Raw genomic sequence first — 21,440 nt, forward strand, 5'->3', positions numbered from 1 at the left:
TCCGCTAGAACTCTTTTTCCACTCTAGGGATGAACCCACTATGGTCAGCGTTTCGCTCAGCTCCAGTCAGAGTCTATCGACCCTGGCGCTCACCACTACCGCCAAGGCCAAGGCTGCGGCAGAAGACACTACCGCCAGCACCGATGCCACTGCCACATCGTCGACCACGGCGACCGCTGGCGCCAGCGCTGCTACCAAGACTTCCGCCGGCGCGGGCGCAGGTGGGTCTGGTGACTCTTCCAGCACCGATACCACCAGCGATACCGTCAAGCAGCTAAAGCAGCAGATCGCTCAGTTGCAAAAGCAGTTGCAACAAGAGCAGCAGGCCCTGCAAAAGGCTCAGTCCAGCACCCAGAGCGCAGAAGCCAAGGCCGCCGCCGTCGCCCAGGCATCGGCTCAGGTGAGCAGTGTTTCAAGCGAGCTGCAAACCGCCAATGCCGCTTTATTGCAAGCGTTGACGGACGAAGGCAGTAGCACGTCGGGCACGTCGGTCAGCACCACTGCCTGATGTGTCCTTGTGGCGAGGGGCTGGTCCGCGACCAATCTGCCAGGCGCATACAGGGCGTCAGGTGAATAGGTTTCGCGGGCAAGGCCCCCGTGACAGTGAGCGGGCACGCCTGCATCGATCAGCTAGGCTTAGGGCTTCACCTGCCTGGAGGTTCCGATGCTTGCACCTGCTCAGCCTGCCAACGAGTATCAGCGCATTGCGACACTGCGTTCGCTGCAGATTCTCGACACGCCCCCGCAAGAGCGTTTCGACCGCCTGACACGCCTGGCGCGGCGACTGTTCGATGTGCCTATCGCCTTGATCAGCCTGGTCGACAGCAACCGTCAGTGGTTCAAGTCCTGTTCCGGCCTGGGCGTCAGCGAGACCCCGCGAGAAGTGTCCTTCTGTGGCCATGCCATCCTCAATGATCAGATACTGCTGATCCCCGATGCCGGCAGCGATGAGCGTTTTGCCGATAATCCGCTGGTCACCGGTGCCCCCAACATTCGCTTCTATGCCGGCTGTCCGCTGAAAGTCGGCGACGGCAGCAACGTCGGAACCCTGTGCCTGATCGACACCCGCCCGCGCACCCTGGACGCCGAGGAGCGCGAGTTGTTCAAGGACCTGGCGAGCATGGCCGTGCAGGAAATCGAAGCTGTGCGCATCGCGACCATCGATCACCTGACGCACATTGCCAACCGGCGCGGTTTCGAAACCCTGGCTGCGCATTCCTTGAGTATCTGCAAGCGCATGGACACCCCGGCATCGCTGCTGTTTTTCGATCTGAATCAGTTCAAGACGATCAACGAGCGCTTCGGTCCCGGTGAGGGCGATCGCGCTCTGGTGACCTTTTCCGAGGTGCTGGCCTCGGTGGTGCGTGAGATGGACACCATCGGTCGGCTTGGCGCTGACCAGTTCGTTGCGCTGCTGATGGGCTCGGCAGAGCCGGACAGCCGTTTGATCATCGAGCGTTTTCGCGCTGCGCTGGCGGCCCGGAACGAGCATGAGAGGCGGGGTTACGAGATCTGTTGCAGCATGGGCATGACCGCGTATGACCCGGGCCGGCATGTCACCGTGCAAGCTCTGCTCGGTGAAGCCGACTCGGCGATGCTTCAGCAAAAACTGGCGTCACGCAGACGCAACCTCTAGCGAGAGGGCTTGCCCCTAGTTGTGGTTAACGGCCAAGGCAATGTCGCTGGCGGACCCCTGGGGCACACTCTCCTCGCTACAGGTCACTGCGCCTGTCACTCCATCGCCTGGCGTTCGCCATGCTTGTCGAGCTTGTACTGGATCGCTACCGCCGGAGCTTTGGTGCTCTTGCCGGTTTCCATCCAGCTGCGCATGCGCGCGGCATCGGCGAAGTGGGTGTATTTGCCGAAGGCATCGAGGATCACCATCGCCACTGGTCGCCCGGCCATGCTGGTCACCAGCACCAGGCAGTGGCCGGCTTCGTTGGTGAAGCCGGTCTTGGTCAGCTTGATATCCCAGTTGCTCTTGTTCAGCAGGTGATCGGTGTTGTGGAAACCCAGGGTGTAGTTGGGCTTCCTGAAGGCCACGGTCTTTTCCCGGGTGGTACTCAAGTCGCTGAGCATCGGGTAGCGGCGTGCGGCGATCAACAACTTGCTCAGGTCACGTGCGGTCGACACGTTGTGGATCGACAGCCCGGTCGGCTCCACGTAATGGGTGTGATCCATGCCCAGCGAGCGTGCCTTGGCGTTCATGGCGGCGATAAACGCGCTGTAGCCACCTGGATAGTGATGAGCCAGGGTCGCTGCCGCGCGGTTTTCAGACGACATCAGGGCAATCAGCATCATGTCATGGCGGTTGAGCGTGCTGCCCAGCTTGACCCGCGAGAATACGCCGCGCATTTCCGGGGTCTGGCTGATGTCGACGGTCAGGTCTTCGGTCATCGACTGCTTGGCGTCGAGGACCACCATGGCGGTCATCAGCTTGGTCACGGAGGCGATCGGCAGGACCTGGTCGGCTTTGCTCTGGTAGATGACCTTGCTGGTCTGCAAGTCCACCAGCAAGGCACTGCCCGAGGCCAGGTGCAATTGCGCGGGGTCGCGCTGCAGGGAAGCTTCGGTGGCGAGGGCATTCGACGTCACGGCAGCGCCTGTCAGAACCAGCAACAGGCTCAGAATCGAAAGAGATTTTTTCACGTGTAGCGCTCACCTGGAAAAAGTGGGTAATAACAGCAAATGGTTCTGCGTTTCCGGAGCTGATTGCATGAACGGGCTCTGCCCGCGAAGCCCGGAGAGCTTCACGTGCAGAACCCGCTCCTGCAAGGTTCATCGTTGGCGCAAAAAATAGGGTGGTAAAAACCGTTACATTTTATGAGTATGGCCCCACAACTGTCGATTGGCTGTAGAAGTTAAATCTTTTTCATTGAAAACCAAGACAATTGCCGTTTGCAGGGGCCTCGAAGCGTCGATATCGGTAGGCGGTGGCCATAAAAAACCCCGCACTAGGCGGGGCTATGGGTGAGCAGCGGGCCGGAGCGCTCCCCGGCTCGCTGATTACCAGCGTGGTGGGCCGTAGTAGCCGCGCGGGGCGTAGTAGCCCGGTGGTGGCGGCGGTGGTGCATAGTAGACCGGCGCTGGCTGGTAATAGACCGGCTGTGGTGGCGCCTGTACATACACCGGTTGCGGGGCGACATACACCGGGCGCTGTTCGACATACACGGGTGCAGGTCGGGTAGCCACTACTGCACCGACGACCGCTGCGCCGAGTACAGCACCCAATACACCTGCGCCTGCACCGCCGCCGCCCCAGCCGCCGCCACCCCAATGACCACCATACGGGTGTGCAGAGGCTTGGCCGGCGGCAGCGAGAGCGCCGACCAACAAGGCAATTTTGGGAAGATGACGAATCATGATGGTTCCTCGTATTACGACCTGGCGCTTAAGCTCTCTGTGAGTTCAAGGTCCGCCGTACAAACTATGACAGTGAAATTGTAAAAAATTGCGAAAGGGAACGGTAAATATTGTGTAAGGTCCAACGCCGCTACCGCTGACCTGGCGAATCCCCACACAGGAGTATTAGATGTCGACACCACCCAACAAAGACACAGTGCTGTGCATATCGCTCGCCGGACGGCCCGGTACTTTCGGCGTGCGCTTCCACAACCATCTTTATCAACAGTTGGGCCTCAACTACTACTACAAGGCCATGACCACCACGGATCTGCCCGCAGCTGTGGGCGGCATCCGCGCGCTGGGCATCCGTGGTTGCGGCGTATCGATGCCGTTCAAGGAGGCCTGTATCCCTTTGGTCGATGAAATGGACCAGTCGGCAGCGGCGATCCAGTCCATCAATACCCTGGTCAATACCGACGGACGGCTCAAGGCTTACAACACCGACTATATTGCAATTCGTCAGTTGATCGACCTTCACAATCTGGACCCCGACACCTCCTTTGCCTTGCGCGGCAGTGGCGGCATGGCCAAGGCGGTTGCGTCGGCGTTTCGTGATGCGGGCTTCAAGCGCGGGACGCTCATTGCCCGTAACACTCAAACCGGACCGGCGCTGGCGCGCAGTTGTGGCTATGACTGGCGTCACGAGTTGGGGCAGTTGCGCCCGCAGATGTTGATCAACGTCACGCCGGTGGGCATGAGTGGTGGGCCGCAGGTCAATGACCTGGCGTTTCCCCGTGATGCGGTCGAGGCTGCGCAAACAGTATTCGACGTCGTCGCCTTGCCTGCGCAGACACCGTTGGTGTTGCTGGGGCAGGCGCTCGGCAAGCAGGTGGTTACCGGGCTTGAGGTGATTGCCATCCAGGCGTTGGAGCAATTTGTGCTGTACACCGGCGTTCGTCCCAGTGACGAGCAGGTGCGGCTGGCCACGGAGTTCGCGCGGGCGCAGTGAGCCCTGTGGATGCTGAAAACCGTGTGGAAACGAGCTCTGCCCGTGAAGTCTCGAGACGCTTCGCGGGCAGAGCTCGCTCCACAAGCACAGCCAATGATCAGCCTTCCAGCCGTGCCAGCCGCTCTTCAAGGGCGGCAATTCGCGCTTCCAGTTCGTCGATCCGCTCAATGGCCGCCGCGCTGGCCTGCGCGCGTTCCGGGGTGCCTTGGCGCGCGGCCAGCACGGCTTCGATGTCCGCAGGGTCGCCCAGTGCGTGGCAATAGCGGTCCTCGCGTTGCCCCGCCTGGCGCGGTATCAGCACCGCGAGCCCGCGGCCGATCAAGCGTTCGAGCTGGTGCACTACTTGTTCAGTATCTTCGAAGTCATGCAGGCGGTTGCTGCGCGTCAGCAGTTCGCTGACCGTCTGCGGGCCCCGCAGAAACATCAGGCCCATCAGCGTCAATTGCGCAGGCACCAGCTCCAGCGCCTTGTCCAGCCGCTGCTCCCAGCGATCGGCGCGGCTGCCCATGACCAGGCGGGTCATGCCCCGGCCTTCGAGTGCACGCAGGCTTTGCCCGACCTGTCCCTGGGTCAGCTGCATGACGGGCTCGCGGCTGGTCTTCTGATTGCAGGCCAATACCAGCGCATTGAGCGTCAGCGGATAGGTTTCCGGGTTGCTGGCCTGCTTTTCTATCAGCGAGCCCAGAACACGAATTTCAGTACGGTCGAGCTCAATGGTCGTGGTTGCGGTATCGTGTTCGGCGGACATAGCGCGGTTCCTATGCAGTAATGCCCACAGCCTAGGGCCTGACCCCGATAAAATACAAGCGGGGCGGGCGTTTACGTGATTCTCTCGACCTTTCAGGATGCCCCATGACGATCTCCCTTTACGCTGCCTCGATTCCTGTCTTCAAGCAACTGCTCACCGCCCTGGGCGATGTGCTCAACAAGGCCGAAGCCCACGCTACCGCGCGCAAGATCGAGCCCGACGCGCTGTTGCAGGCGCGCCTCTACCCGGACATGTTCCCGCTGATCCGTCAGGTGCAGATCGCCGTCGACTTCGCCAAAGGCGTCTCTGCGCGTCTGGCGGGTGTCGAGGTGCCATCGTTCAGCGATGACGACAAGACCTTCGCTGACCTGCAAGCCAAACTGGCCCAGGTGCTGGGCTTCATCAATGGTCTGGATGCCGCATTGATCGACGGCCAGGAAGCTCGGGAAATCATCACTCGCCCTGGTACCGACAAAGAGAAACGCTTCACCGGCCAAAGCTACCTGCTGAGCTACGGCTTGCCGCAGTTCTTCTTCCACGTCACCACTGCCTACGCCATCCTGCGCCACAACGGCGTCGAGATCGGCAAGCGCGATTTCATGGGCGCGTTCTAAGTCAGCATCAAGGGGTGAATAGCTCGCGGCGCGCGCCCTCGGTGATGGCGACGATGCCGGGGTGTTTCACCTTGCGGTCCACGGCAATCGCATAAAAGGATTCCGTGACCGCATCGGTGTGGCCGATGAGGCGCACGTTGAGGGTGTGACAGACTTCCTCGGCGATTACGCTGGGGGCGATGAACACCCCGCTGCCCGATTGCCCGAAAGCTTGCATCAACGCGCTGTCGTCGAACTCCCCGACAATGCGCGGTTGCACCCGCTGGTCGCCGAACCAGCGGTCCAGGCGGTTGCGTACCACGGTTTCGGCTCCGGGAATCAGCAGCGGCGCACCTTGCAGACAAGCAGGGAAGTCACCCGCGTACTGCGCGACCAAGGCTGGCGTGGCGAAAAAGCTGATACCGCATTCTCCCAGCTTCTGACTGTATCCTTTAATGTCCAGGTGTGCCGGCATGGGGCGGTCGGAAATCACCAGATCCAGGCGCTGGATAGCCAGGTCCGCCAGCAGGCGTTCAAGCTTGTCCTCGCGGCAGGTAATGCGCAGCGGTTCAGCCAACTCCATGGTGGGCGCCAGCAACCGATAGACGATCGATTTAGGCACTACATCGGCGACACCCACGCGAAACAGAATCGGCTGCTCCTTGGGTTGCGCGCGCAGCAGCGCTTCCAGCTCGTTACCCAGTTGAAACATCTGCTCGGCATAGGGTAGGGCCTGGCGCCCGGTATCGGTCAACTCCAGGTGCCGGCCGACTTTCTTGAACAGCTCGGTACCGAAGGTTTGCTCCAGCAGGCTGATCTGGCCGCTGATGGTCTGCGGGGTAAGGTTGAGCTGCTCGCAGGCGCGCACGATGCTGCCTGTCTTAGCGACGACCCAGAAATAATGCAGTTGGCGATAGTTGAGCATCGAAGATTCCAGCGACAGTTCGGTATCCTCGAAGTATAGCGCTTGAAAATACGAATTTTCCTGATGATTCACGCTCATTAGACTGCGTCCTCATCGACCCCCGACATGAGTGCGCATCCGCATGGAATATCTACTTGAATTGGCCACGAGCCCCGCTGCCTGGATTGCTTTGGCCACCCTGGTGGTCATGGAAATCGTATTGGGCATCGACAACCTGATTTTTATCTCGATCCTCACCAACAAGTTGCCCGTAGAGCACCGCACCAAGGCGCGCCGCGTCGGTATCGGCATGGCGCTGATCCTGCGCCTGGGCCTGTTGAGCACCGTGGCCTTTATCGTCCAACTGACGGAGCCGGTGATCGAGGTGCTGGGTCAGGCGTTTTCGTGGAAGGACATGATCCTGATTGCCGGTGGCCTGTTCCTGTTGTGGAAGGCCACGACCGAGATCCATCACAGCGTGGACCCAGTGGCGCAGCAAGAAGCGCATGTGTCGTCCAAGGTGACCATGGGCTTTGCCGCAGCGATCGGACAGATCCTGATGCTCGACCTGGTGTTCTCGATCGACAGCATCGTCACGGCTGTAGGCATGACTCAGCATTTGCCGATCATGATCATCGCCGTGGTTGTCGCGGTATTGGTGATGTTGCTGGCATCGGAACCTTTGGCCCGGTTCATCAATGACAACCCGACCGTGGTGATGTTGGCGCTTGGCTTTTTGATCATGATCGGCATGACGCTGATCGCCGAAGGGTTCGGTGCCCATGTGCCCAAGGGCTACATTTATTGCGCCATGGGCTTCTCGGCTGCTATCGAATGCCTGAACATCTGGGCCCGCAAGGCTCGCGTGCGCAAAGAGCAGAAGCTCGCCAGCGCTTGATCAACAGCGGGTGGGCTAGCCCCGAAAAATCTGTCGGCCACCAGTCATCTAAGGGATTGCTGGTTTTCGGGGCCAATCCCCCTCGCTACACGGATCGGCGGGGAACCATCAATGCAAATGGGCCACCTGATGCCGTGGCTCCCGCTGCGGTCGTGCTTTGAGCTGCGGGCGGGTAACAGGGTGGTGGTGACGGCGGCTGACGCGCAGCACTCCCCACAACATGGCACCGGCTACGGTCAGCCAGGCGCTGATCAACATCAGAATTGTCACTGTCGGGCTCATAAGGGCCTCCTTTGGCCAAACAAACGCGTGCGCTTGTTATAGATGACATTGTAGGCCAGCCCGTGTTTCAGTCCATTGACCAATGGTATGGGGCGCCTGCATTCATATCGGCACAACCTTTAACGGCGAGACACTGTACCGACGGGCGGCGGCCTTCTATGATCAGCGTTCCGCTCGGGCCCTTAGCCGCCCGGCACCCCCATGGATAGAGAGCGCCAGATGTCGTCGGGATCCACGCACAGCACTTCGTTTTACGCACCCTTGTTGACCCTTCTCGTCCTGATCGGCGCCCTCGGTGGGTGCACTAGCACGCCTGCCCCGGGCATGTCCGGCTTGCCGGATCGGGTCGAGCTCAATAGCGTGCCGTATTTCCGCGGCAAGGCTAACCACAGCGGAGCAATGGCCTTGGCTGCGTTGTTGCGCCAGCAAGGTGTAGAGATCACCCCAGGGCTGCTCGACAAGCCGCTGCACCTGCCGGAACAGGCCGACCAGCTCCAGGTCTCGACCCAGAGGGTCGCGCGTGAATACGGCATGGTGGTATATCCGCTCGACGGAAACCTGCGCGCGTTGCTGGCCCAGGTTGCGGCCGGCTACCCGGTGCTGGTGCGTTACACCGAAGGCTCGCTGTTCTGGTCCGAACCGCGCTATGCAGTCCTGGTGGGCTATGACCGCTTCAAAGATAACCTGGTCCTGCGCTCTGCCGAGGAGCGCCGCAAGCTGATGAAATTCTCCGGCTTCGAATCCAAATGGCGCGATGCCGGCAGCTGGGCCGTGCTGATCCAGCGGCCGACGCAACTGCCCGCCGAAGTGGATCGTCAGCGCTGGTTGACGGCGGCCGACGAGTTGGCCAGGACCGGCCAGGAAAGCGAAGCCGCGAAGGCGGTAAAAGCCATCGCCGGTCATTAAGCCAAAGTTGTCGACTCAGACCCCGAACTTGTCCCGCAGGCTGTAATACCAGGCGCCCAAGGCCGTCAACGGCGTGCGCAGCAATTGGCCGCCCGGGAATGGATAGTGGGGCAGGCCGGCGAAGGCGTCGAAGCGTTCGGCCTGGCCGCGCAGTGCTTCGGCGAGCACCTTGCCCGCCAGGTGTGTATAGGTCACGCCATGGCCGCTGCAGCCCTGCGAATAATATATGTTGTCGCCCAGCCGCCCCACCTGGGGCAGCCTCGACAGGGTCAGCAAGAAGTTGCCGGTCCAGGCATAGTCGATCTTGACGTCCTTGAGCTGCGGGAATGACTTGAGCATTTTCGGCCTGACGATTGCCTCGATATTGGCTGGGTCACGGGCGCCGTACACCACGCCACCGCCGAAGATCAGGCGCTTGTCGGCGCTGAGACGATAGTAGTCGAGGAGGTAGTTGCAGTCCTCGACGCAGTAGTCCTGGGGCAGCAAGCTGCGGGCCAGTTCGTCCGAGAGTGGCGCCGTGGTGATCACTTGAGTGCCGCAGGGCATGGACTTGGCCGCCAGTTCAGGAACCAGATTACCCAGATAGGCATTGCCAGCGACGATGACGAATTTCGCTCGCACCTGGCCGCTGGCCGTATGCACCACCGGGTTGGCGCCACGGTCGATGCGCAGCGCTGCGGATTGTTCGAAGATACGCCCGCCCAATGATTCCACAGCAGCGGCCTCGCCGAGGGCCAGGTTGAGCGGATGGATATGGCCGCCGCTCATGTCCAGCAGGCCGCCGACGTATTGCTCGCAATTCACGCTGGCGCGAATGCGCTGTTGATCGAGCAGCTCCAGCTGGGTGTTGCCGTAGCGTTCCCACAAACGCTTCTGGGCTTGCAGATGGTCCATCTGCTTGGCGGTCAGCGCGGCGAAGATCCCGCCGTCCTTGAGATCGCACTCGATGTTGTAGCGCGCCACGCGGTCGCGAATGATGCGTCCCCCCTCGAACGCCATATTGCCCAAGAGTTGTGCCTGGCTGGCACCGACCGTCTTCTCGATGACATCGATGTCGCGACTGTAACTGTTGACGATCTGCCCGCCATTGCGCCCCGATGCGCCAAAGCCGACCCGCGCGGCTTCGAGCACGGTGACCGAAAAGCCATGCTCGAGCAAAAACAGCGCACTGGACAGCCCGGTATAGCCTGCACCGATGATGCATACATCGGTTTCGAGCTGCTCTTGCAGGGGGGGACGTGCAGGGGCGGGGTTGGCCGAGGCCGCGTAGTAGGACTGGGGATAGGGGGTGTTCGTCATCCTGCAACCTCTGTTCTATATTTTTTACGAGTGCACCGATGCTACCTGAGATAAAAATCGACGACCACCGGGGGAGCCGTACCGCTGCACGGAACGAACTAAAAAATACGCTTATTCATAGGCTTAGCCTAAAAAAACGAGTTGACAGCAGCGCACAGATCCGTAGAATGCCGCCTCACAGCAGGCACGTAGCTCAGTTGGTTAGAGCACCACCTTGACATGGTGGGGGTCGTTGGTTCGAGTCCAATCGCGCCTACCAAATAAAATCCGCTCTGCTGGGCGGTGAAAAAAGGGCGACCCGAAAGGGCCGCCCTTTTTTGTCGTGCGCGTTTCGTCCTGCACGGGCAGGAGGACGCTCCCACCCGCAGCGGTCAATCCAGTTCGTTGAGCTGGCGATACTCGTCCCAGTCCATGCCCAGCGCCTCGGCCACTTCCTGATGCACCTCCAGGCGCATGGCCTTGAGTTCCTCAGGCGACTCGGCGACCAGCTCCAGCACCAGTTCCCACGGCTCCTGGCCCTGTTCCTGGGCGGCATCTTCCAGCGCCCACAGCGTCTGCTCCTTTTGTTCCTTTTCGCTCAGAACCTGGATTTCCTCGCGCAGATCGGGGTGCTGCTCGAGAAATCTTTCGAGGGCGATAGCTTGGCGCTGCTGCTTGGGGATCATGCGGGTCTCTCAGGTGTTGGAAGGTCTCGATGGGAAATGATGCCACAGCGCAGCGCCCCGGTTCGAATCCGATGGTGATAAAATCGCCGCTTTATTTTTCCGGGAGAGGGCGTGTGCGCAGATTGACGGCAGTAGCGGCGATGGTGCTGATGGCAGGGTGCGGCAGTGATGTCTCGACGTCCAGCAAGGCCGTGTCCCAGTTGCTGGAGAACCCCGCGTCGGCCAAGTACACCAATGTTCGCGTCACGCCCCAGGGCAATGTCTGCGGGCAGGTGAAGAGCAAGGACGCTGCCGGCAACTTCGGCGGCTTCCAGAGTTACGTAGCGTTGAAAACCGCCGATGGCTTCAAGGCTATTCTCGACAAGGACGGCAACAACGCCGAGGTCCAGGCCGCCTGTGGCCCGTCGTTGCCGCCGGCCCCCGCGGTCGCCGCCTCCGGTGCCACGGCTGGCTGGGAAGTGCAGATCGTCCAGGGCAGCAACATGGGTGCCTTGAGCGACATGACCTCGCGCCTGGTCGAACATGGCTTCATGGCCAGCATTGCCCAGCGCGATGGCGTGACTCAGGTGTACCTCGGGCCCTTCGCCGACAAGGCCGAAGCGGATGCCAAGCGCGCCGAATTGATGGCCTCCCAAGGCATCGAGTCGGTGGTCGTGGCGCACCAGGCGGTCCCTGCCCAATAAGGCTGATTGGGCTGCTGGCGCAGAAGCGGCCCGGTTCTTGAAAGGGATAGAGTTCTGGAACCAGCATCAACCGGCGTGCCCGATCAAGCGGTCATTGACCGCCATCGGCGCGCCCGCTGACGGCCACTGTCGATGTCGTTTGCGCTGATTTGATGCGGTCACTCACCACCTGCGAGGTGAAAATGGCTGCCTACAACCTTCGACAACTGAAATATTTCATCACCACGGTCGAATGCGGCAGTGTGGCCGAGGCCTCACGCAAGCTTTATATCGCTCAGCCGTCGATTTCTACCGCAGTGAAGCATCTGGAAGAAAGTTTCGGGGTCCAGCTGTTCATCCGCCACCATGCCCAGGGTGTGACACTGACTCCGGGAGGCGCGCGTTTCTACCGCAAGGCCCTGGAGCTGCTGCGGGTCGCCCATGAGTTCGAGCAGAACGCCCTGGCCGACAACGAAGTCGTCGGCGGGCAGATCGACATCGGTTGCTTCGAGACCGTAGCGCCGCTGTACCTGCCGCGCCTGATCGCCGGTTTTCGCGATCGCTGGCCGGGGGTGGAAATCCGCATCCGCGACGGTGAACAGCAGGAGCTGGTCCAGGCGCTGACGTCCGGCAGCATCGATCTGGCCATGCTCTACGAGCACGGTCTGGACAGCACCATCGACACGGTACCGCTGATGGCACCGCAACAGCCCTACGCCTTGTTGCCCGAAGGGCATCGTTTTGCCCGGCAGGCCAAGGTGTCGTTGAGCGATCTGGTGCTTGAGCCCATGGTATTGCTGGATGTCTTGCCAAGCCGCAACTACTTCGTGAGTATTTTCGAGGAGCGTGGGCTGACCCCGAACATCCAGTTCAGCTCACCGTCGATCGAGATGGTGCGCGGTATGGTCGGCTGCGGATTCGGCTTCTCGATCCTGGTGACCCGCCCACACTCGCCCTATACCTACGATGGGCACAAGCTGGTCTGCGTGCCCTTGGCCGAGCGGGTCACCAGCTCGGGCCTGTCGGCGGCCTGGCTGCGTCGCGGGCAATTGACCAAGCCGGCGCAGTTGTTCGTCGATCACTGCCGCGAGGTGCTGGCACCCAAGGTGGCCGAGCCCGTGCTGCTGGCCTGATGGCTCATTTATCGCCAGGCACGCCGTAGCTCGGGGCTTTGGCCGGGTCGAGAGCACGCAGGATGTAATCGTCCATTTGCGGGCGATACGCCGCCCAGAGCAGGGCCAGTTGGCCGATGGGATCCTGCGCCGCCCAGTCGATGCGCAGATCGACGATGGGCCAGGTCAATTCCCCCACCACCACTAACGCCGCCGAATGCACCGGGCCGGCTTCGCCACCCGCAGCGAGTGCCGCTTGCAGCGCCGCCAGTAGCCGATCCGCCAGTTGCCCGCAGGTGGTCTCGAAGCCATGCACCAACGCCTCGATCACCGACGCACTGGCCAGCAGGTTACCGGCGCCCACGCACTGCTCGCCCGCCAACGCGCGATGGGTGCCCAGGGTTTCGCTGCCGGTGAAATGCGCGGTGCGGCCCAGGTGATCGATGGCCGACAGCTGTCGGAACGGGTTGAAGCCGTTGTGGATGAGCGTGCGCTCCAGTGCCTGGGTCGGCTCCAGGCCGGACTCCATGTGCTCAAGCACTTGCGGCCCCAGCGCTGGCAGGGTGATGTTCTGCGTTACCACGGCGCCCACACCCGGCCGCAGCCAAGGGCAGCGAGCGCCTACGGCAATGGAGGAGGAGCTGATCGCAATGCCCAACTGACCGGTTTCGGCGCAACGGCCGACGATTGAGAACGTCATCCAGGTTTTCTCTGTTCGCCAGGTGTGCCGTTATTGTGTCCATAGGCGGTGGCGGGCGAAACGAGCTTTTTTGTAGTGCTTGCCACGCTAAAAGGTCGTTAGCGATGAGGGCGGGCTAGCAAAGCTTTTTCCTGCCTTGGGACCATAAAAAACCTACTTTCGCTATCCCCGTTCTCTCAACAGAATGCAGCGACCAGCCACATTTCTGTAGGTATAGCCAACGCCAGGCCAGCACGGGAGAAATGATATTGAGCACGCTGACCCAGCTACCGCACGCATCGCCAGGCCAAGCCCCTGTCCAGTCCGTCAACGGCGCAGCGGTCAAGCTTCGAGTCGAGGGCCTGGGCAAGCGCTATGGCAATATCGACGCCTTGCATGCCCTCGACCTGCAAGTGCGCAGCGGCGAATTGCTGACCCTGCTCGGGGCTTCGGGCTCCGGCAAGACCACACTTTTGCAGATCATCAGCGGCCTGGTCGCGCCCACCAGTGGCCGAATCCTGATCGATGATCGCGACCAGACTCACGCCCCGGCGCACCAGCGCGACATCGGCGTGGTATTCCAGAATTACGCGCTGTTCCCGCACCTGACCGTTGCTCAGAACGTAGGTTTTGCCCTGGAAATGCGCGGTATCTCTCGCGTCGAAGCGCAACAGCGTATCAGCGAGGCCCTGACCATGGTCGGCCTCGACGCCATGCACCAGCGCTTCCCGCGCGAGTTGTCCGGCGGCCAGCAGCAACGGGTCGCGCTTGCGCGTTGCTTCATCTACAAACCGTCACTGATCCTGATGGACGAACCCCTGTCGGCACTGGATCGCAAGCTGCGCGAAACCATGCAGATGGAGATAAAGCGTCTGCATCGTGAAACCGGCTCGACGATCATTTTCGTCACCCACGACCAGGATGAAGCGCTGGCGCTGTCTGACCGCATCTGCATGATGCACAACGGTCGCATCGAGCAGATCGATGATCCGCAGACGATGTACGAGCGCCCGCGCACCCTCGCCGTGGCGCGCTTCATCGGTATTTCCAACGTGCTGGAAGGCAAGGTGCTGCCCGGCAATCGCCTCGACGGCGCCGACGGCAACGTCGCACTGCCCGAGGGCCATGGCGCGCAGGCGAACCAGTCCGGCGCGCTGGTGATCCGCCCCGAACACCTGCATGCAGTGGCCGCCGAGCAGGGCGCCTTGCAGGGGCAAGTCGTCGACTCGGTGTACGCGGGCGTCGAGACCCGTGTGGTGGTACGCCTGGCTTCAGGCAATTTGTTGGTCGTGCGCCGTTCGGGCGGCGATGCGCCATTGACGATCGGCAGTCGAATCGGTCTCGAATGGCTCGCGCAGCACGCTCGCTTTCTTCCCGCGTAAGGCCGTCGTTGTCGCCTGCGTTGGCTTTATCAGCCTGCCAAATCATTCGAAAGTCTATTTATTCGGGGAAGCAGTGATGTCAGATGCCAAGAGTTTTTCGCGCCGCAATGTGATCAAGGGGGCCGGCGTCGCGACCGCCGGCGTGGCGCTTTCCAGCATGTGGAGCGGTAATCGCGCGTTTGGCGCCGAGACCATCACCGTGGCAGACGTTGGCGGCTCGGTCGGCCCAACCCTGCGCAAGGCGTTTTATGATCCCTTTGAAAAGGAAACCGGCATCAAGGTGATCAGCGTCGCCCATGACTCCGATCCGGTGACCCAGTTCAAGCTGCTCGTCGATGCCAAGACCTACATCTGGGACGTCAGCATGGTGACCCAGGACCACGTGGCGCGCCTGACCTCGCCCAAGAACTACCTCGCCGACCTGAACATTCCTGCCGCCAAAGGTCAGGACGTGCTGCCGGGCATGCTCAAGAGCAACTGGCTGGGCTTCTCGGTGTTCGGCATCATCATGGCCTACAACACCAAGACCTACGCGGGCAAAACGCCGGCCACCTGGGCCGATTATTGGGATACCAAGCAGTTTCCGGGGCGCCGCGGCCTGTACAAGAGCCCTTGGGGAACCCTGGAAATGGCCTTGCTCGCCGATGGCGTGGCCGGTAAGGATCTTTACCCGCTGGATGTCGATCGTGCGTTCAAGAAGCTTGACCAGATTCGCGATGATGTCTCCGTCTGGTGGTCCGCCGGCGCGCAGAATACGCAGATCCTGCAAAGTGGCGAAGTCGACATCGCCGATACCTGGACCTCCCGTGGCTACGCCGCCAAAGTCTCCGGCGCTCCTGTGAACATGGTGTTTCAAGGCCTCTATTCGGTAGATGGCTGGTCGATCCCGGTGGGCACCCCCAAGCTCGACCTGGCGCGCACGTTCGTCGAATTCTGCATGCGTCCCGAGCAGCAGGCGGTGTATTCGTCGCTCAGTGCCAATGGCCCGAGCAACAAGCGCGCGTTCGAATTCATGACCCCTGAGCAGGCTGCCGTCCTGCCCAGCTCCCCGGACAACCTCAAGCACCTCACCGAATTGGATTCCACCTGGTGGGGCAGCAACTACGACGCCGTCGTTGCACGCTTTCAGGAATGGATGCTGGGTTGATCCCGGCGTCATCGCCACACGTCCACTGACTCCAGGAACCTGTACATGAGCACCACTCGACACATGGCCTTGGCCACCCTGATCCAGGGGACCGGCGCCCATCCGGCCTCGTGGCTGCAGACCGGTACGCCGGACGATGCTTCCACCAGCATCGAGCATTTTATCTCCATGGCGCAGCTCGCCGAGCGTGGCTGTTTCGACATCTTCTTCATCGCCGACACCCCCGCTGCGCGCACCGACAATCTGTACGCCTGGAAGCGCTTTCCGTTCTTCATGAACGTGTTCGAACCCATCACCCTGCTGTCGGCGCTGGCAGTGGCGACCAAGCACATCGGCCTGGGTGCCACGGCTTCAACCAGCTTCATGGAGCCCTACAACCTGGCGCGCCAATTCGCTTCCCTCGATCACCTCAGCCACGGCCGCGCGGCCTGGAACGTGGTCACCAGCGCCAATGACTACGCGGCGCGCAACTTCGGCCTCGACAAGCTGCCGCCCCACGCTGAACGCTATGATAAGGCCAAGGAATTCATGGAAGTGGTCGAGGCGCTCTGGGACACCTGGGAAGACGATGCCTTCGTCCATGACAAGGCCAATGTCCTGAACTTCCTGCCTGAAAAACAACACGCGGTGCACCACGACGGCAAGTACTTCAATGTCCACGGTGCGCTTAACATCGCCCGCGCACCGCAGGGCAAGCCGGTCATCATCCAGGCCGGTGCTTCGGAAACCGGCAAGGACTTCGCGGCGAAAACCGCTGAAGTGGTATTCGCCTCCGATCCGACCGTGGACAAGGGCAAGGTCTTCTACGACGATCTCAAGAGCCGGGTAGTCAAGTTCGGGCGTTCTCCTGACGAACTGAAGATTCTCACCGGTCTGTCGGTAGTCATCGGCGCGACCCCTGAAGAGGCAGAAGCCAAGTACCAGCACCTGCAAAACATGATTCATCCCGACGTCGGCCGCATGCGCCTGGCCCAGGACCTGGAAACCGATCTGTCCGATCTGCCGCTGGACGAGCCGATTCCGGAAGAGCGGATCCCGGCGACGTCGAATTTCCATCGCGCATACTTCGATTACATCGTCAACATGATCCGCGTTGAGAAGCTGACCCTTAGGGAAATGTGCATGCGCTACGAGCGTGGCAACGTGACCTTCCGTGGGACCGCCGTGCAGGTGGCCGATCACATGCAGGAATGGCTCGACGGCGGTGCGGCGGACGGCTTCATGATGATTTTCCATACCATGCCGGGCGGCATGCAGGACTTCGTCGAGCAGGTCGTGCCCTTGCTGCAGGAGCGCGGGCTGATGAAGCGCGAATACACCGGCAAGACCCTGCGTGACCACCTGGGCCTGGCGCGGCCTGCCAATCGGCACGTTTGAATCCACCTGCAGGAGGTCGCTATGACTGAGCTGGCGATACAAACCGTAGGGTCCAAGGCCCCTCGGGCACCCTGGCATGCGTTGAGCGCGATCTGGCTGGCAGTCCCGGGCGTGGTGTTTCTCGCTGCGTTTCTACTGTATCCATCGTTCCAGTTGCTGGTGGTCAGTCTTCAGGATCCACGCAGCGGCGCGTGGACCCTGGCCGCGTTCAACAAGGTGTTCGCCGGTGGTGTGTATACCCGCACGCTGGGCGTGACGTTTTCAATCGCCTTGCAAACCACCTTCTGGTGCATGCTTGCGGGCTATCCGCTGGCGTACTGGCTGGCCCGCATGAGCCCCAGGCGCCAGCGGATATCGGCGTTGTTCGTGCTGCTGCCGTTCTGGACCAGCGCGCTGGTGAAGAACTTTGCCTGGCTGGTGTTTCTAGGGCGCAACGGTGTGATCAACGATTTGCTGGCGGTCATGGGATTTACCCATGGCGAGCTGTTGTTTCAGCGTGCCACCGTAGTGTTCTCGATGGTTCATACTCTGTTGCCGCTGGCCGTGGTGGTGATGCTGCCGATCATGAATCAAATCGATCGACAGCTGAGCCAGGCAGCGGATACGTTAGGAGCCAGCGCACCGCAACGCTTCTGGCGGATCTATCTGCCGTTGTCGATGCCGGGGGTGGCGGCGGCCGGTTTGCTGGTGTTCATCAGCGCGCTGGGTTTTTTCATTGCTCCAACCTTGCTGGGTGGGGCGAAGGACACCATGCTCAGTCAGTTGATCATCGTGCAGATCAATCAACTGCAGAACTGGCAGATGGGCGCGGCCATCGCGGTGATGCTGGTACTGGCAGCGCTGGCCACTTGCTTCATCTATGACCGGACTTTCGGCCTGTCGACCTTGTCCGGTGCTTCCAGTGACCGCCATCAGCGTGACGGCCTGACGCGCCGACTGGGGCTTGGGTTAGCGGCGATCATGGGTAATCTGTGCGACGGCCTGGCGCGGGCCTGGTTGCGGCTGTTCGGCGCACGCGACGCGGGCTGGATCCTGTCGAGCTATGCCTGGTTGGTCATGGCGGTCCTGATCGTGCCGATCCTGGCCTTTGTGCCTATGGCCTTCACTTCATCGAATTTCCTCACCTTCCCGCCGTCAGGCCTGAGCTTCAAGTGGTTCGCTCAATACCTGCAGTCGCCGCTGTGGGTGGGGGCGACCCTGCGCTCATTCGGTATCGGCATCGTTACCGCGCTGATCACGGTAATGCTCGCCACCCTGGCGGCGTTCGGCCTGGCCCGTAGCCGCAGTCGCCTGGGTGGCGTGGCGTTTCTGCTGTTCATGACGCCGATGATCGTGCCACCTATCGTCATCTCGGTGTCGCTGTTTTATTTGTTCGCGCACATGTCACTGGTCGCCACCAATCTGGGGATCATCATCGGACACACCGTGATTGCCTTGCCCATGGCCTTCGTGGTGTTACTGGCGACGTTCAAGCACTATGACTGGCGTCTCGATCAGGCTGCCGCTACTCTGGGCGCCGCGCCGTGGCGAGTGTTCTGCAAGGTGACGTTGCCGTTGATCAAGGGTGGGCTGTTCGCCGGCCTGGTGACGGCGTTCCTGCAATCGTTCGAAGAACTGACCGTGGCGATGTTCATCGGCGGCGGGCTCAAGACCACGCTGCCCAAGCAAATGTGGGACGATATCCTGCTGCAGGTGACGCCGACGCTCGCTGCCGCTTCGGTGGTGGTACTGTTGATCGTCTGTGTGCTGTTCTCCCTCATGGAATATTTCCGTCCTGCCGATCATCAAGCGAGTGCATCGTGACTGAACAACTGATTGAAACCCCACAGGTAGCCATCGCTACCTTTCGTGATGCCATGGCCCGTCTGGGAGCTGCCGTGCACGTGGTCACCAGCAATGGGCCGGCTGGGGAAACCGGTTTTACCGCTACGGCGGTGTGCAGCGTGACCGATACGCCGCCGACTTTGGTGGTGTGCCTGAACCGCAATGCCTCGGCGTATGCCGCTGTGGTGCAGAACGGCGTGCTGTGCGTCAACACCCTGGCATCGCAGCAGCAGGAGATCTCGCAGGTATTCGGGGGCAAGACATCCATGGCCGAGCGCTTCGCCAAAGGGCAGTGGACCACCTTGCAGACCGGATCACCGGTACTGCACGGAGCCATTGCCAACTTCGACTGCCGGATAGTGCAGACCTTGCAGGTGGGTACTCATGACCTGTTGATCTGTGAGGCAGTGGCGATCCTCTGCGAGGCCGATTCACCCGGCCTGCTGTACGTGGACCGCAACTATCATGCGGGGCCTGCCGGTCAGTGAGCGTGCTTGCTGCCCCCGGACTTGGTCGGCTCGGCCCTGGGCTTTGACTTGGCGGCGGCAGCGCGTTGGCGCTTCTCGTGGGCGATACAGCCATCCAGGTAGGTCTTGCTGACCACGGCAGGTTTGACGCGGCTTTTGCTGGCAAATGTCTGGTTAGTGATGCCCACCGCCATTTTGCTCATCGCGGGATTGGGGTATTTTTTCTCCAGCAAGTGCTTGCGTGTGCTGTAAAGCGTCTTGCCACTGAGTTTTGCCTGCTGCGCCTGAGCGGCGATACCCGCCCCCCATTTGCACAGTTTGAGATCGGCAGGGGCGATGTCCTTCGCTTCGGCTGAAGCCATGGCCCCTAGGCACAACAGCGTTGCGCCCAGCAATACTGTAAAACGCATGCATCCCTCCTAGTTTTTTCCGACCGCCAGAGTATTGGTGAACTGCGCTTGCATAAAGATCGGCGCGTGGTCCGACACGGTCTTGCGCGCCTTCTCGTGGGTCATGCCAAGGAACGCCGGGTAGTTGAAGATCTGCGTACTCTTCACTTTTATCGGGCTGTCGTTGGCAACGATGATGTTGTCGTACAGATTGGCGAACTTGCCATCCTTGACCGATAGCGTGCTGGCGCCGTCAGTGACCAGTGGCGAAGCGCGGGTGCGGATATCAGCCCAGGCCGGCGATGTGGGTTTGGTGTTGAAGTCGCCCATCAACAGAATTGCTGGCTTTTTGGTATAGGTCTGGCCGAGCCAGTCCCAGTAGTCACCCAAGGCGGTAATTTCCTTGGAGCGGTCCTTGGTGGATTTGCCGTAGACGATATGCACGGTGGCGGCAACGAACGCGCTTTTATCCGCCGTGGATTTGAAGCGGGCCGAGAAGGGCTCTCGGGCGAACAGATCGCGACGGTCAATGTAAGTGGTCGCGCCGTCCAGGTAGGTCACTGCACTGTCGCGCCAGACGAAACCGTACATTTCCTTGTATGAACTGCGCCCTGAGGCATCCGACGCGAGCATCGACCATTTCTCGTGGGTGACTTGCTCCAGGGCATTCTTGAGGGCGAGCAGGCCCTCTTCGCTCATTACTTCCTGGACCGCGAGAAAGTCCACGTGCTGGGCGACCTTGGCAATACTGGGGATGTCCTTGTTGGGGCGGACACTGAGATGCTCGAGGTTCCAGGTGCCGATTCGTACATCGGCGAAGGCTTGGGCAGACAGGGTCAGCAGCATCAGCGCTGCCAGGAAAATCTTTTTCATGGTTATCCGAAAAGCGGGAGGGTATTGACGGGCCGTATCGTTGAAGGCGTGTTTCAGTCTTCCTTGGGAACGGTCCAGAACAGCTGTACACCGCCGTCATCGCGGTGGGCGAGGGTGACGTTGTCGTTTTCAGCGATCTCTTCCAGCAGGTTGCCCCAGTCGTCGTCGGACTCTTGCGGTAGCTTGAAGATCAGCGCGCTTTTGGATTTTTGCGCGTTGGTGCCGTTGATGATTTTTTGTATGCGGGTGCCCATGACTGCAAAAGAGCTGAGAGCGGGGGCTGCAGAAGTTTTCGCCACGAAGCGGCTCCTTGGGTTGCTGTATGTGTATACAGTATTTCACTGCAGAACTTTTCGCAACAGGGAGGAGGGCAACAAGCGCCTCAGACAGCGATTTTGTAATTTTGCTGCAGGAGTTGGGCAAAAAATACAGGGTGAACAAGGAGATAGGGAAAATCGAGGAGTAGCGCCTGGCGCTCGCATGGGCGGGCGCCAGATGGCGGGAGGGCTCAGCTCGCGTGAGAGACTTCACCCGAGGTTTGGGTGTGGGGCACGTGCTGTTGGGCGAAATAACGTTCGAAGTGCTTGCCGACAAACAAGTGCGCGGCCTCGATACCAAGCTCACGAATCAGCAGGTCGATACCGATGATCGCCAGTTCTTCGGGGTTGCCCGGGCTGTAGTTGGACTGCCCCTGAGGCCACGTCGCATCGATTCGGGAGTGTATGGTTACGTTTGCCATGGGGTTCTCGCAGTGCCTGCTGTGCGTGGCGGTGCCTTGTGGCCGAGGCCTTGGGGCGCTGGGTGGCGTGGCGCGGCCATGCCGATCCGATGGGTGCAGTAAACCATTTTGCGCAAGGTTTCGCACCTGCACGTGGGCAT

25 protein-coding genes and 1 tRNA gene are annotated in these 21,440 nt (G+C 60.9%); 14 read left to right on the forward strand and 12 right to left on the reverse strand.

The genetic code is table 11. The annotated features are described in order from the left end of the window. Nucleotides 1-40 precede the first annotated feature (40 nt). Nucleotides 41-508, forward strand: coding sequence for a hypothetical protein (locus LIX93_RS08750; protein ID WP_226503599.1), 468 nt, complete (start codon nt 41-43; stop codon nt 506-508). Nucleotides 509-664: 156 nt separating this feature from the next. Further along, a complete protein-coding gene (locus tag LIX93_RS08755) occupies nt 665-1,636 on the forward strand; it encodes a sensor domain-containing diguanylate cyclase (protein WP_226503600.1) in 972 nt (323 codons plus the stop codon). Nucleotides 1,637-1,731: 95 nt separating this feature from the next. On the opposite strand, the gene pbpG is transcribed toward LIX93_RS08755, so the two are convergent. After that, nucleotides 1,732-2,649 carry a D-alanyl-D-alanine endopeptidase gene (gene pbpG / locus LIX93_RS08760; RefSeq protein ID WP_226503601.1) on the reverse strand — a complete coding sequence of 306 codons (918 nt, stop codon included), beginning with the start codon at nt 2,647-2,649 and terminating at the stop codon, nt 1,732-1,734. Nucleotides 2,650-3,006: 357 nt separating this feature from the next. Beyond that, nucleotides 3,007-3,363: a hypothetical protein gene (locus LIX93_RS08765; RefSeq protein ID WP_226503602.1), complete on the reverse strand. Its 357-nt coding sequence runs from the start codon at nt 3,361-3,363 to the stop codon at nt 3,007-3,009. Nucleotides 3,364-3,532: 169 nt separating this feature from the next. On the opposite strand from LIX93_RS08765, the gene LIX93_RS08770 reads away from it, so the two are divergent. Beyond that, nucleotides 3,533-4,354 carry a shikimate 5-dehydrogenase gene (locus LIX93_RS08770; protein ID WP_226503603.1) on the forward strand — a complete coding sequence of 274 codons (822 nt, stop codon included), beginning with the start codon at nt 3,533-3,535 and terminating at the stop codon, nt 4,352-4,354. A 97-nt stretch (nt 4,355-4,451) separates the two neighbouring features. Here the strand turns inward: LIX93_RS08770 and LIX93_RS08775 are convergent, their stop codons facing one another. Continuing rightward, nucleotides 4,452-5,102 (reverse strand): DUF480 domain-containing protein, encoded by a 651-nt coding sequence (locus LIX93_RS08775; RefSeq protein ID WP_226503604.1) that lies wholly within the window; start codon nt 5,100-5,102, stop codon nt 4,452-4,454. A 104-nt stretch (nt 5,103-5,206) separates the two neighbouring features. On the opposite strand from LIX93_RS08775, the gene LIX93_RS08780 reads away from it, so the two are divergent. Further along, nucleotides 5,207-5,716, forward strand: coding sequence for a DUF1993 domain-containing protein (locus LIX93_RS08780; protein WP_226503605.1), 510 nt, complete (start codon nt 5,207-5,209; stop codon nt 5,714-5,716). Nucleotides 5,717-5,723: 7 nt separating this feature from the next. Here LIX93_RS08780 and nhaR read toward each other — a convergent pair whose 3' ends face one another. Further along, complete coding sequence (gene nhaR / locus LIX93_RS08785) at nt 5,724-6,620, reverse strand: transcriptional activator NhaR (RefSeq protein WP_226503704.1); 897 nt, start codon at nt 6,618-6,620, stop codon at nt 5,724-5,726. 121 nt (nt 6,621-6,741) lie between these two features. Here nhaR and LIX93_RS08790 point away from each other — a divergent pair, with 121 nt between their 5' ends. Continuing rightward, entirely contained in the window at nt 6,742-7,497 is a 756-nt protein-coding gene (locus LIX93_RS08790; RefSeq protein ID WP_226503606.1) for a TerC family protein, read from the forward strand. A gap of 108 nt (nt 7,498-7,605) precedes the next feature. On the opposite strand, the gene LIX93_RS08795 is transcribed toward LIX93_RS08790, so the two are convergent. Continuing rightward, complete coding sequence (locus LIX93_RS08795; RefSeq protein ID WP_226503607.1) at nt 7,606-7,779, reverse strand: hypothetical protein; 174 nt, start codon at nt 7,777-7,779, stop codon at nt 7,606-7,608. Nucleotides 7,780-8,103: 324 nt separating this feature from the next. Here LIX93_RS08795 and LIX93_RS08800 point away from each other — a divergent pair, with 324 nt between their 5' ends. Next, nucleotides 8,104-8,685 (forward strand): peptidase C39 family protein, encoded by a 582-nt coding sequence (locus tag LIX93_RS08800; protein WP_226503705.1) that lies wholly within the window; start codon nt 8,104-8,106, stop codon nt 8,683-8,685. Nucleotides 8,686-8,700: 15 nt separating this feature from the next. On the opposite strand, the gene LIX93_RS08805 is transcribed toward LIX93_RS08800, so the two are convergent. Beyond that, the gene (locus LIX93_RS08805; protein ID WP_226503608.1) at nt 8,701-9,984 is read right to left on the reverse strand and encodes an FAD-binding oxidoreductase; all 1,284 of its coding nucleotides are present in this window, start codon (nt 9,982-9,984) and stop codon (nt 8,701-8,703) included. 182 nt (nt 9,985-10,166) lie between these two features. Here LIX93_RS08805 and LIX93_RS08810 point away from each other — a divergent pair. Further along, nucleotides 10,167-10,243: transfer RNA gene (locus tag LIX93_RS08810), tRNA-Val, on the forward strand. A 112-nt stretch (nt 10,244-10,355) separates the two neighbouring features. Here the strand turns inward: LIX93_RS08810 and LIX93_RS08815 are convergent. After that, nucleotides 10,356-10,649 (reverse strand): DUF6388 family protein, encoded by a 294-nt coding sequence (locus tag LIX93_RS08815; RefSeq protein WP_226503609.1) that lies wholly within the window; start codon nt 10,647-10,649, stop codon nt 10,356-10,358. 113 nt (nt 10,650-10,762) lie between these two features. Between LIX93_RS08815 and LIX93_RS08820 the strand changes: the two genes are divergently transcribed. Both LIX93_RS08820 and LIX93_RS08825 read left to right on the forward strand, forming a co-directional pair. Beyond that, a complete protein-coding gene (locus LIX93_RS08820; RefSeq protein WP_226503610.1) occupies nt 10,763-11,332 on the forward strand; it encodes an SPOR domain-containing protein in 570 nt (189 codons plus the stop codon). Between the two features lie 182 nt (nt 11,333-11,514). Beyond that, nucleotides 11,515-12,444: a LysR family transcriptional regulator gene (locus LIX93_RS08825; protein WP_226503611.1), complete on the forward strand. Its 930-nt coding sequence runs from the start codon at nt 11,515-11,517 to the stop codon at nt 12,442-12,444. A gap of 4 nt (nt 12,445-12,448) precedes the next feature. Here LIX93_RS08825 and LIX93_RS08830 read toward each other — a convergent pair whose 3' ends face one another. Continuing rightward, entirely contained in the window at nt 12,449-13,123 is a 675-nt protein-coding gene (locus tag LIX93_RS08830; RefSeq protein ID WP_226503612.1) for a DUF1028 domain-containing protein, read from the reverse strand. A 341-nt stretch (nt 13,124-13,464) separates the two neighbouring features. Between LIX93_RS08830 and LIX93_RS08835 the strand changes: the two genes are divergently transcribed. The 5 genes from LIX93_RS08835 (at nt 13,465) to LIX93_RS08855 (ending at nt 19,320) form a co-directional block, all read left to right on the forward strand. Then, the gene (locus LIX93_RS08835) at nt 13,465-14,484 is read left to right on the forward strand and encodes an ABC transporter ATP-binding protein (protein WP_226503706.1); all 1,020 of its coding nucleotides are present in this window, start codon (nt 13,465-13,467) and stop codon (nt 14,482-14,484) included. Between the two features lie 76 nt (nt 14,485-14,560). Next, entirely contained in the window at nt 14,561-15,631 is a 1,071-nt protein-coding gene (locus tag LIX93_RS08840; RefSeq protein ID WP_226503613.1) for an extracellular solute-binding protein, read from the forward strand. A 45-nt stretch (nt 15,632-15,676) separates the two neighbouring features. Beyond that, the gene (locus tag LIX93_RS08845; protein ID WP_226503614.1) at nt 15,677-17,008 is read left to right on the forward strand and encodes an LLM class flavin-dependent oxidoreductase; all 1,332 of its coding nucleotides are present in this window, start codon (nt 15,677-15,679) and stop codon (nt 17,006-17,008) included. A gap of 21 nt (nt 17,009-17,029) precedes the next feature. Next, nucleotides 17,030-18,811 (forward strand): ABC transporter permease subunit, encoded by a 1,782-nt coding sequence (locus tag LIX93_RS08850; RefSeq protein WP_226503615.1) that lies wholly within the window; start codon nt 17,030-17,032, stop codon nt 18,809-18,811. Nucleotides 18,812-18,864: 53 nt separating this feature from the next. Beyond that, on the forward strand, nt 18,865-19,320 hold the full coding sequence (locus LIX93_RS08855; RefSeq protein WP_226503707.1) for a flavin reductase: 456 nt from the start codon (nt 18,865-18,867) through the stop codon (nt 19,318-19,320). Here LIX93_RS08855 and LIX93_RS08860 read toward each other — a convergent pair. From LIX93_RS08860 to LIX93_RS08875, 4 genes are all read right to left on the reverse strand, one after another. Further along, complete coding sequence (locus LIX93_RS08860; protein WP_226503616.1) at nt 19,314-19,709, reverse strand: hypothetical protein; 396 nt, start codon at nt 19,707-19,709, stop codon at nt 19,314-19,316. The genes LIX93_RS08855 and LIX93_RS08860 overlap by 7 nt on opposite strands. Before the next feature lie 9 nt (nt 19,710-19,718). Beyond that, entirely contained in the window at nt 19,719-20,561 is an 843-nt protein-coding gene (locus LIX93_RS08865; RefSeq protein ID WP_226503617.1) for an endonuclease/exonuclease/phosphatase family protein, read from the reverse strand. Nucleotides 20,562-20,614: 53 nt separating this feature from the next. Beyond that, nucleotides 20,615-20,815 (reverse strand): DUF1654 domain-containing protein, encoded by a 201-nt coding sequence (locus LIX93_RS08870; RefSeq protein WP_226503708.1) that lies wholly within the window; start codon nt 20,813-20,815, stop codon nt 20,615-20,617. A gap of 254 nt (nt 20,816-21,069) precedes the next feature. Beyond that, nucleotides 21,070-21,300: a hypothetical protein gene (locus LIX93_RS08875; protein WP_226503618.1), complete on the reverse strand. Its 231-nt coding sequence runs from the start codon at nt 21,298-21,300 to the stop codon at nt 21,070-21,072. Nucleotides 21,301-21,440: the final 140 nt, after the last annotated feature.

This window comes from Pseudomonas sp. MWU16-30317 (assembly GCF_020515695.1).
Taxonomy (GTDB): Bacteria; Pseudomonadota; Gammaproteobacteria; order Pseudomonadales; family Pseudomonadaceae; genus Aquipseudomonas.

Excerpts from the sequence above, each read along its gene's own strand:
- LIX93_RS08775 (WP_226503604.1), bottom strand. The coding sequence starts at position 5,102 with ATGTCCGCCGAACACGATACCGCAACCACGACCATTGAGCTCGACCGT.
- LIX93_RS08830 (WP_226503612.1), bottom strand. The coding sequence starts at position 13,123 with ATGACGTTCTCAATCGTCGGCCGTTGCGCCGAAACCGGTCAGTTGGGC.
- LIX93_RS08855 (WP_226503707.1), top strand. The coding sequence starts at position 18,865 with ATGGCCCGTCTGGGAGCTGCCGTGCACGTGGTCACCAGCAATGGGCCG.
- LIX93_RS08750 (WP_226503599.1), top strand. The coding sequence starts at position 41 with ATGGTCAGCGTTTCGCTCAGCTCCAGTCAGAGTCTATCGACCCTGGCG.
- LIX93_RS08795 (WP_226503607.1), bottom strand. The coding sequence starts at position 7,779 with ATGAGCCCGACAGTGACAATTCTGATGTTGATCAGCGCCTGGCTGACC.
- LIX93_RS08865 (WP_226503617.1), bottom strand. The coding sequence starts at position 20,561 with ATGAAAAAGATTTTCCTGGCAGCGCTGATGCTGCTGACCCTGTCTGCC.
- LIX93_RS08765 (WP_226503602.1), bottom strand. The coding sequence starts at position 3,363 with ATGATTCGTCATCTTCCCAAAATTGCCTTGTTGGTCGGCGCTCTCGCT.
- LIX93_RS08755 (WP_226503600.1), top strand. The coding sequence starts at position 665 with ATGCTTGCACCTGCTCAGCCTGCCAACGAGTATCAGCGCATTGCGACA.
- LIX93_RS08845 (WP_226503614.1), top strand. The coding sequence starts at position 15,677 with ATGAGCACCACTCGACACATGGCCTTGGCCACCCTGATCCAGGGGACC.
- LIX93_RS08860 (WP_226503616.1), bottom strand. The coding sequence starts at position 19,709 with ATGCGTTTTACAGTATTGCTGGGCGCAACGCTGTTGTGCCTAGGGGCC.
- LIX93_RS08815 (WP_226503609.1), bottom strand. The coding sequence starts at position 10,649 with ATGATCCCCAAGCAGCAGCGCCAAGCTATCGCCCTCGAAAGATTTCTC.
- LIX93_RS08805 (WP_226503608.1), bottom strand. The coding sequence starts at position 9,984 with ATGACGAACACCCCCTATCCCCAGTCCTACTACGCGGCCTCGGCCAAC.
- LIX93_RS08875 (WP_226503618.1), bottom strand. The coding sequence starts at position 21,300 with ATGGCAAACGTAACCATACACTCCCGAATCGATGCGACGTGGCCTCAG.
- LIX93_RS08790 (WP_226503606.1), top strand. The coding sequence starts at position 6,742 with ATGGAATATCTACTTGAATTGGCCACGAGCCCCGCTGCCTGGATTGCT.
- LIX93_RS08780 (WP_226503605.1), top strand. The coding sequence starts at position 5,207 with ATGACGATCTCCCTTTACGCTGCCTCGATTCCTGTCTTCAAGCAACTG.
- LIX93_RS08800 (WP_226503705.1), top strand. The coding sequence starts at position 8,104 with ATGTCCGGCTTGCCGGATCGGGTCGAGCTCAATAGCGTGCCGTATTTC.
- LIX93_RS08825 (WP_226503611.1), top strand. The coding sequence starts at position 11,515 with ATGGCTGCCTACAACCTTCGACAACTGAAATATTTCATCACCACGGTC.
- LIX93_RS08870 (WP_226503708.1), bottom strand. The coding sequence starts at position 20,815 with ATGGGCACCCGCATACAAAAAATCATCAACGGCACCAACGCGCAAAAA.
- LIX93_RS08770 (WP_226503603.1), top strand. The coding sequence starts at position 3,533 with ATGTCGACACCACCCAACAAAGACACAGTGCTGTGCATATCGCTCGCC.
- LIX93_RS08840 (WP_226503613.1), top strand. The coding sequence starts at position 14,561 with ATGTCAGATGCCAAGAGTTTTTCGCGCCGCAATGTGATCAAGGGGGCC.
- nhaR (WP_226503704.1), bottom strand. The coding sequence starts at position 6,620 with ATGCTCAACTATCGCCAACTGCATTATTTCTGGGTCGTCGCTAAGACA.
- LIX93_RS08850 (WP_226503615.1), top strand. The coding sequence starts at position 17,030 with ATGACTGAGCTGGCGATACAAACCGTAGGGTCCAAGGCCCCTCGGGCA.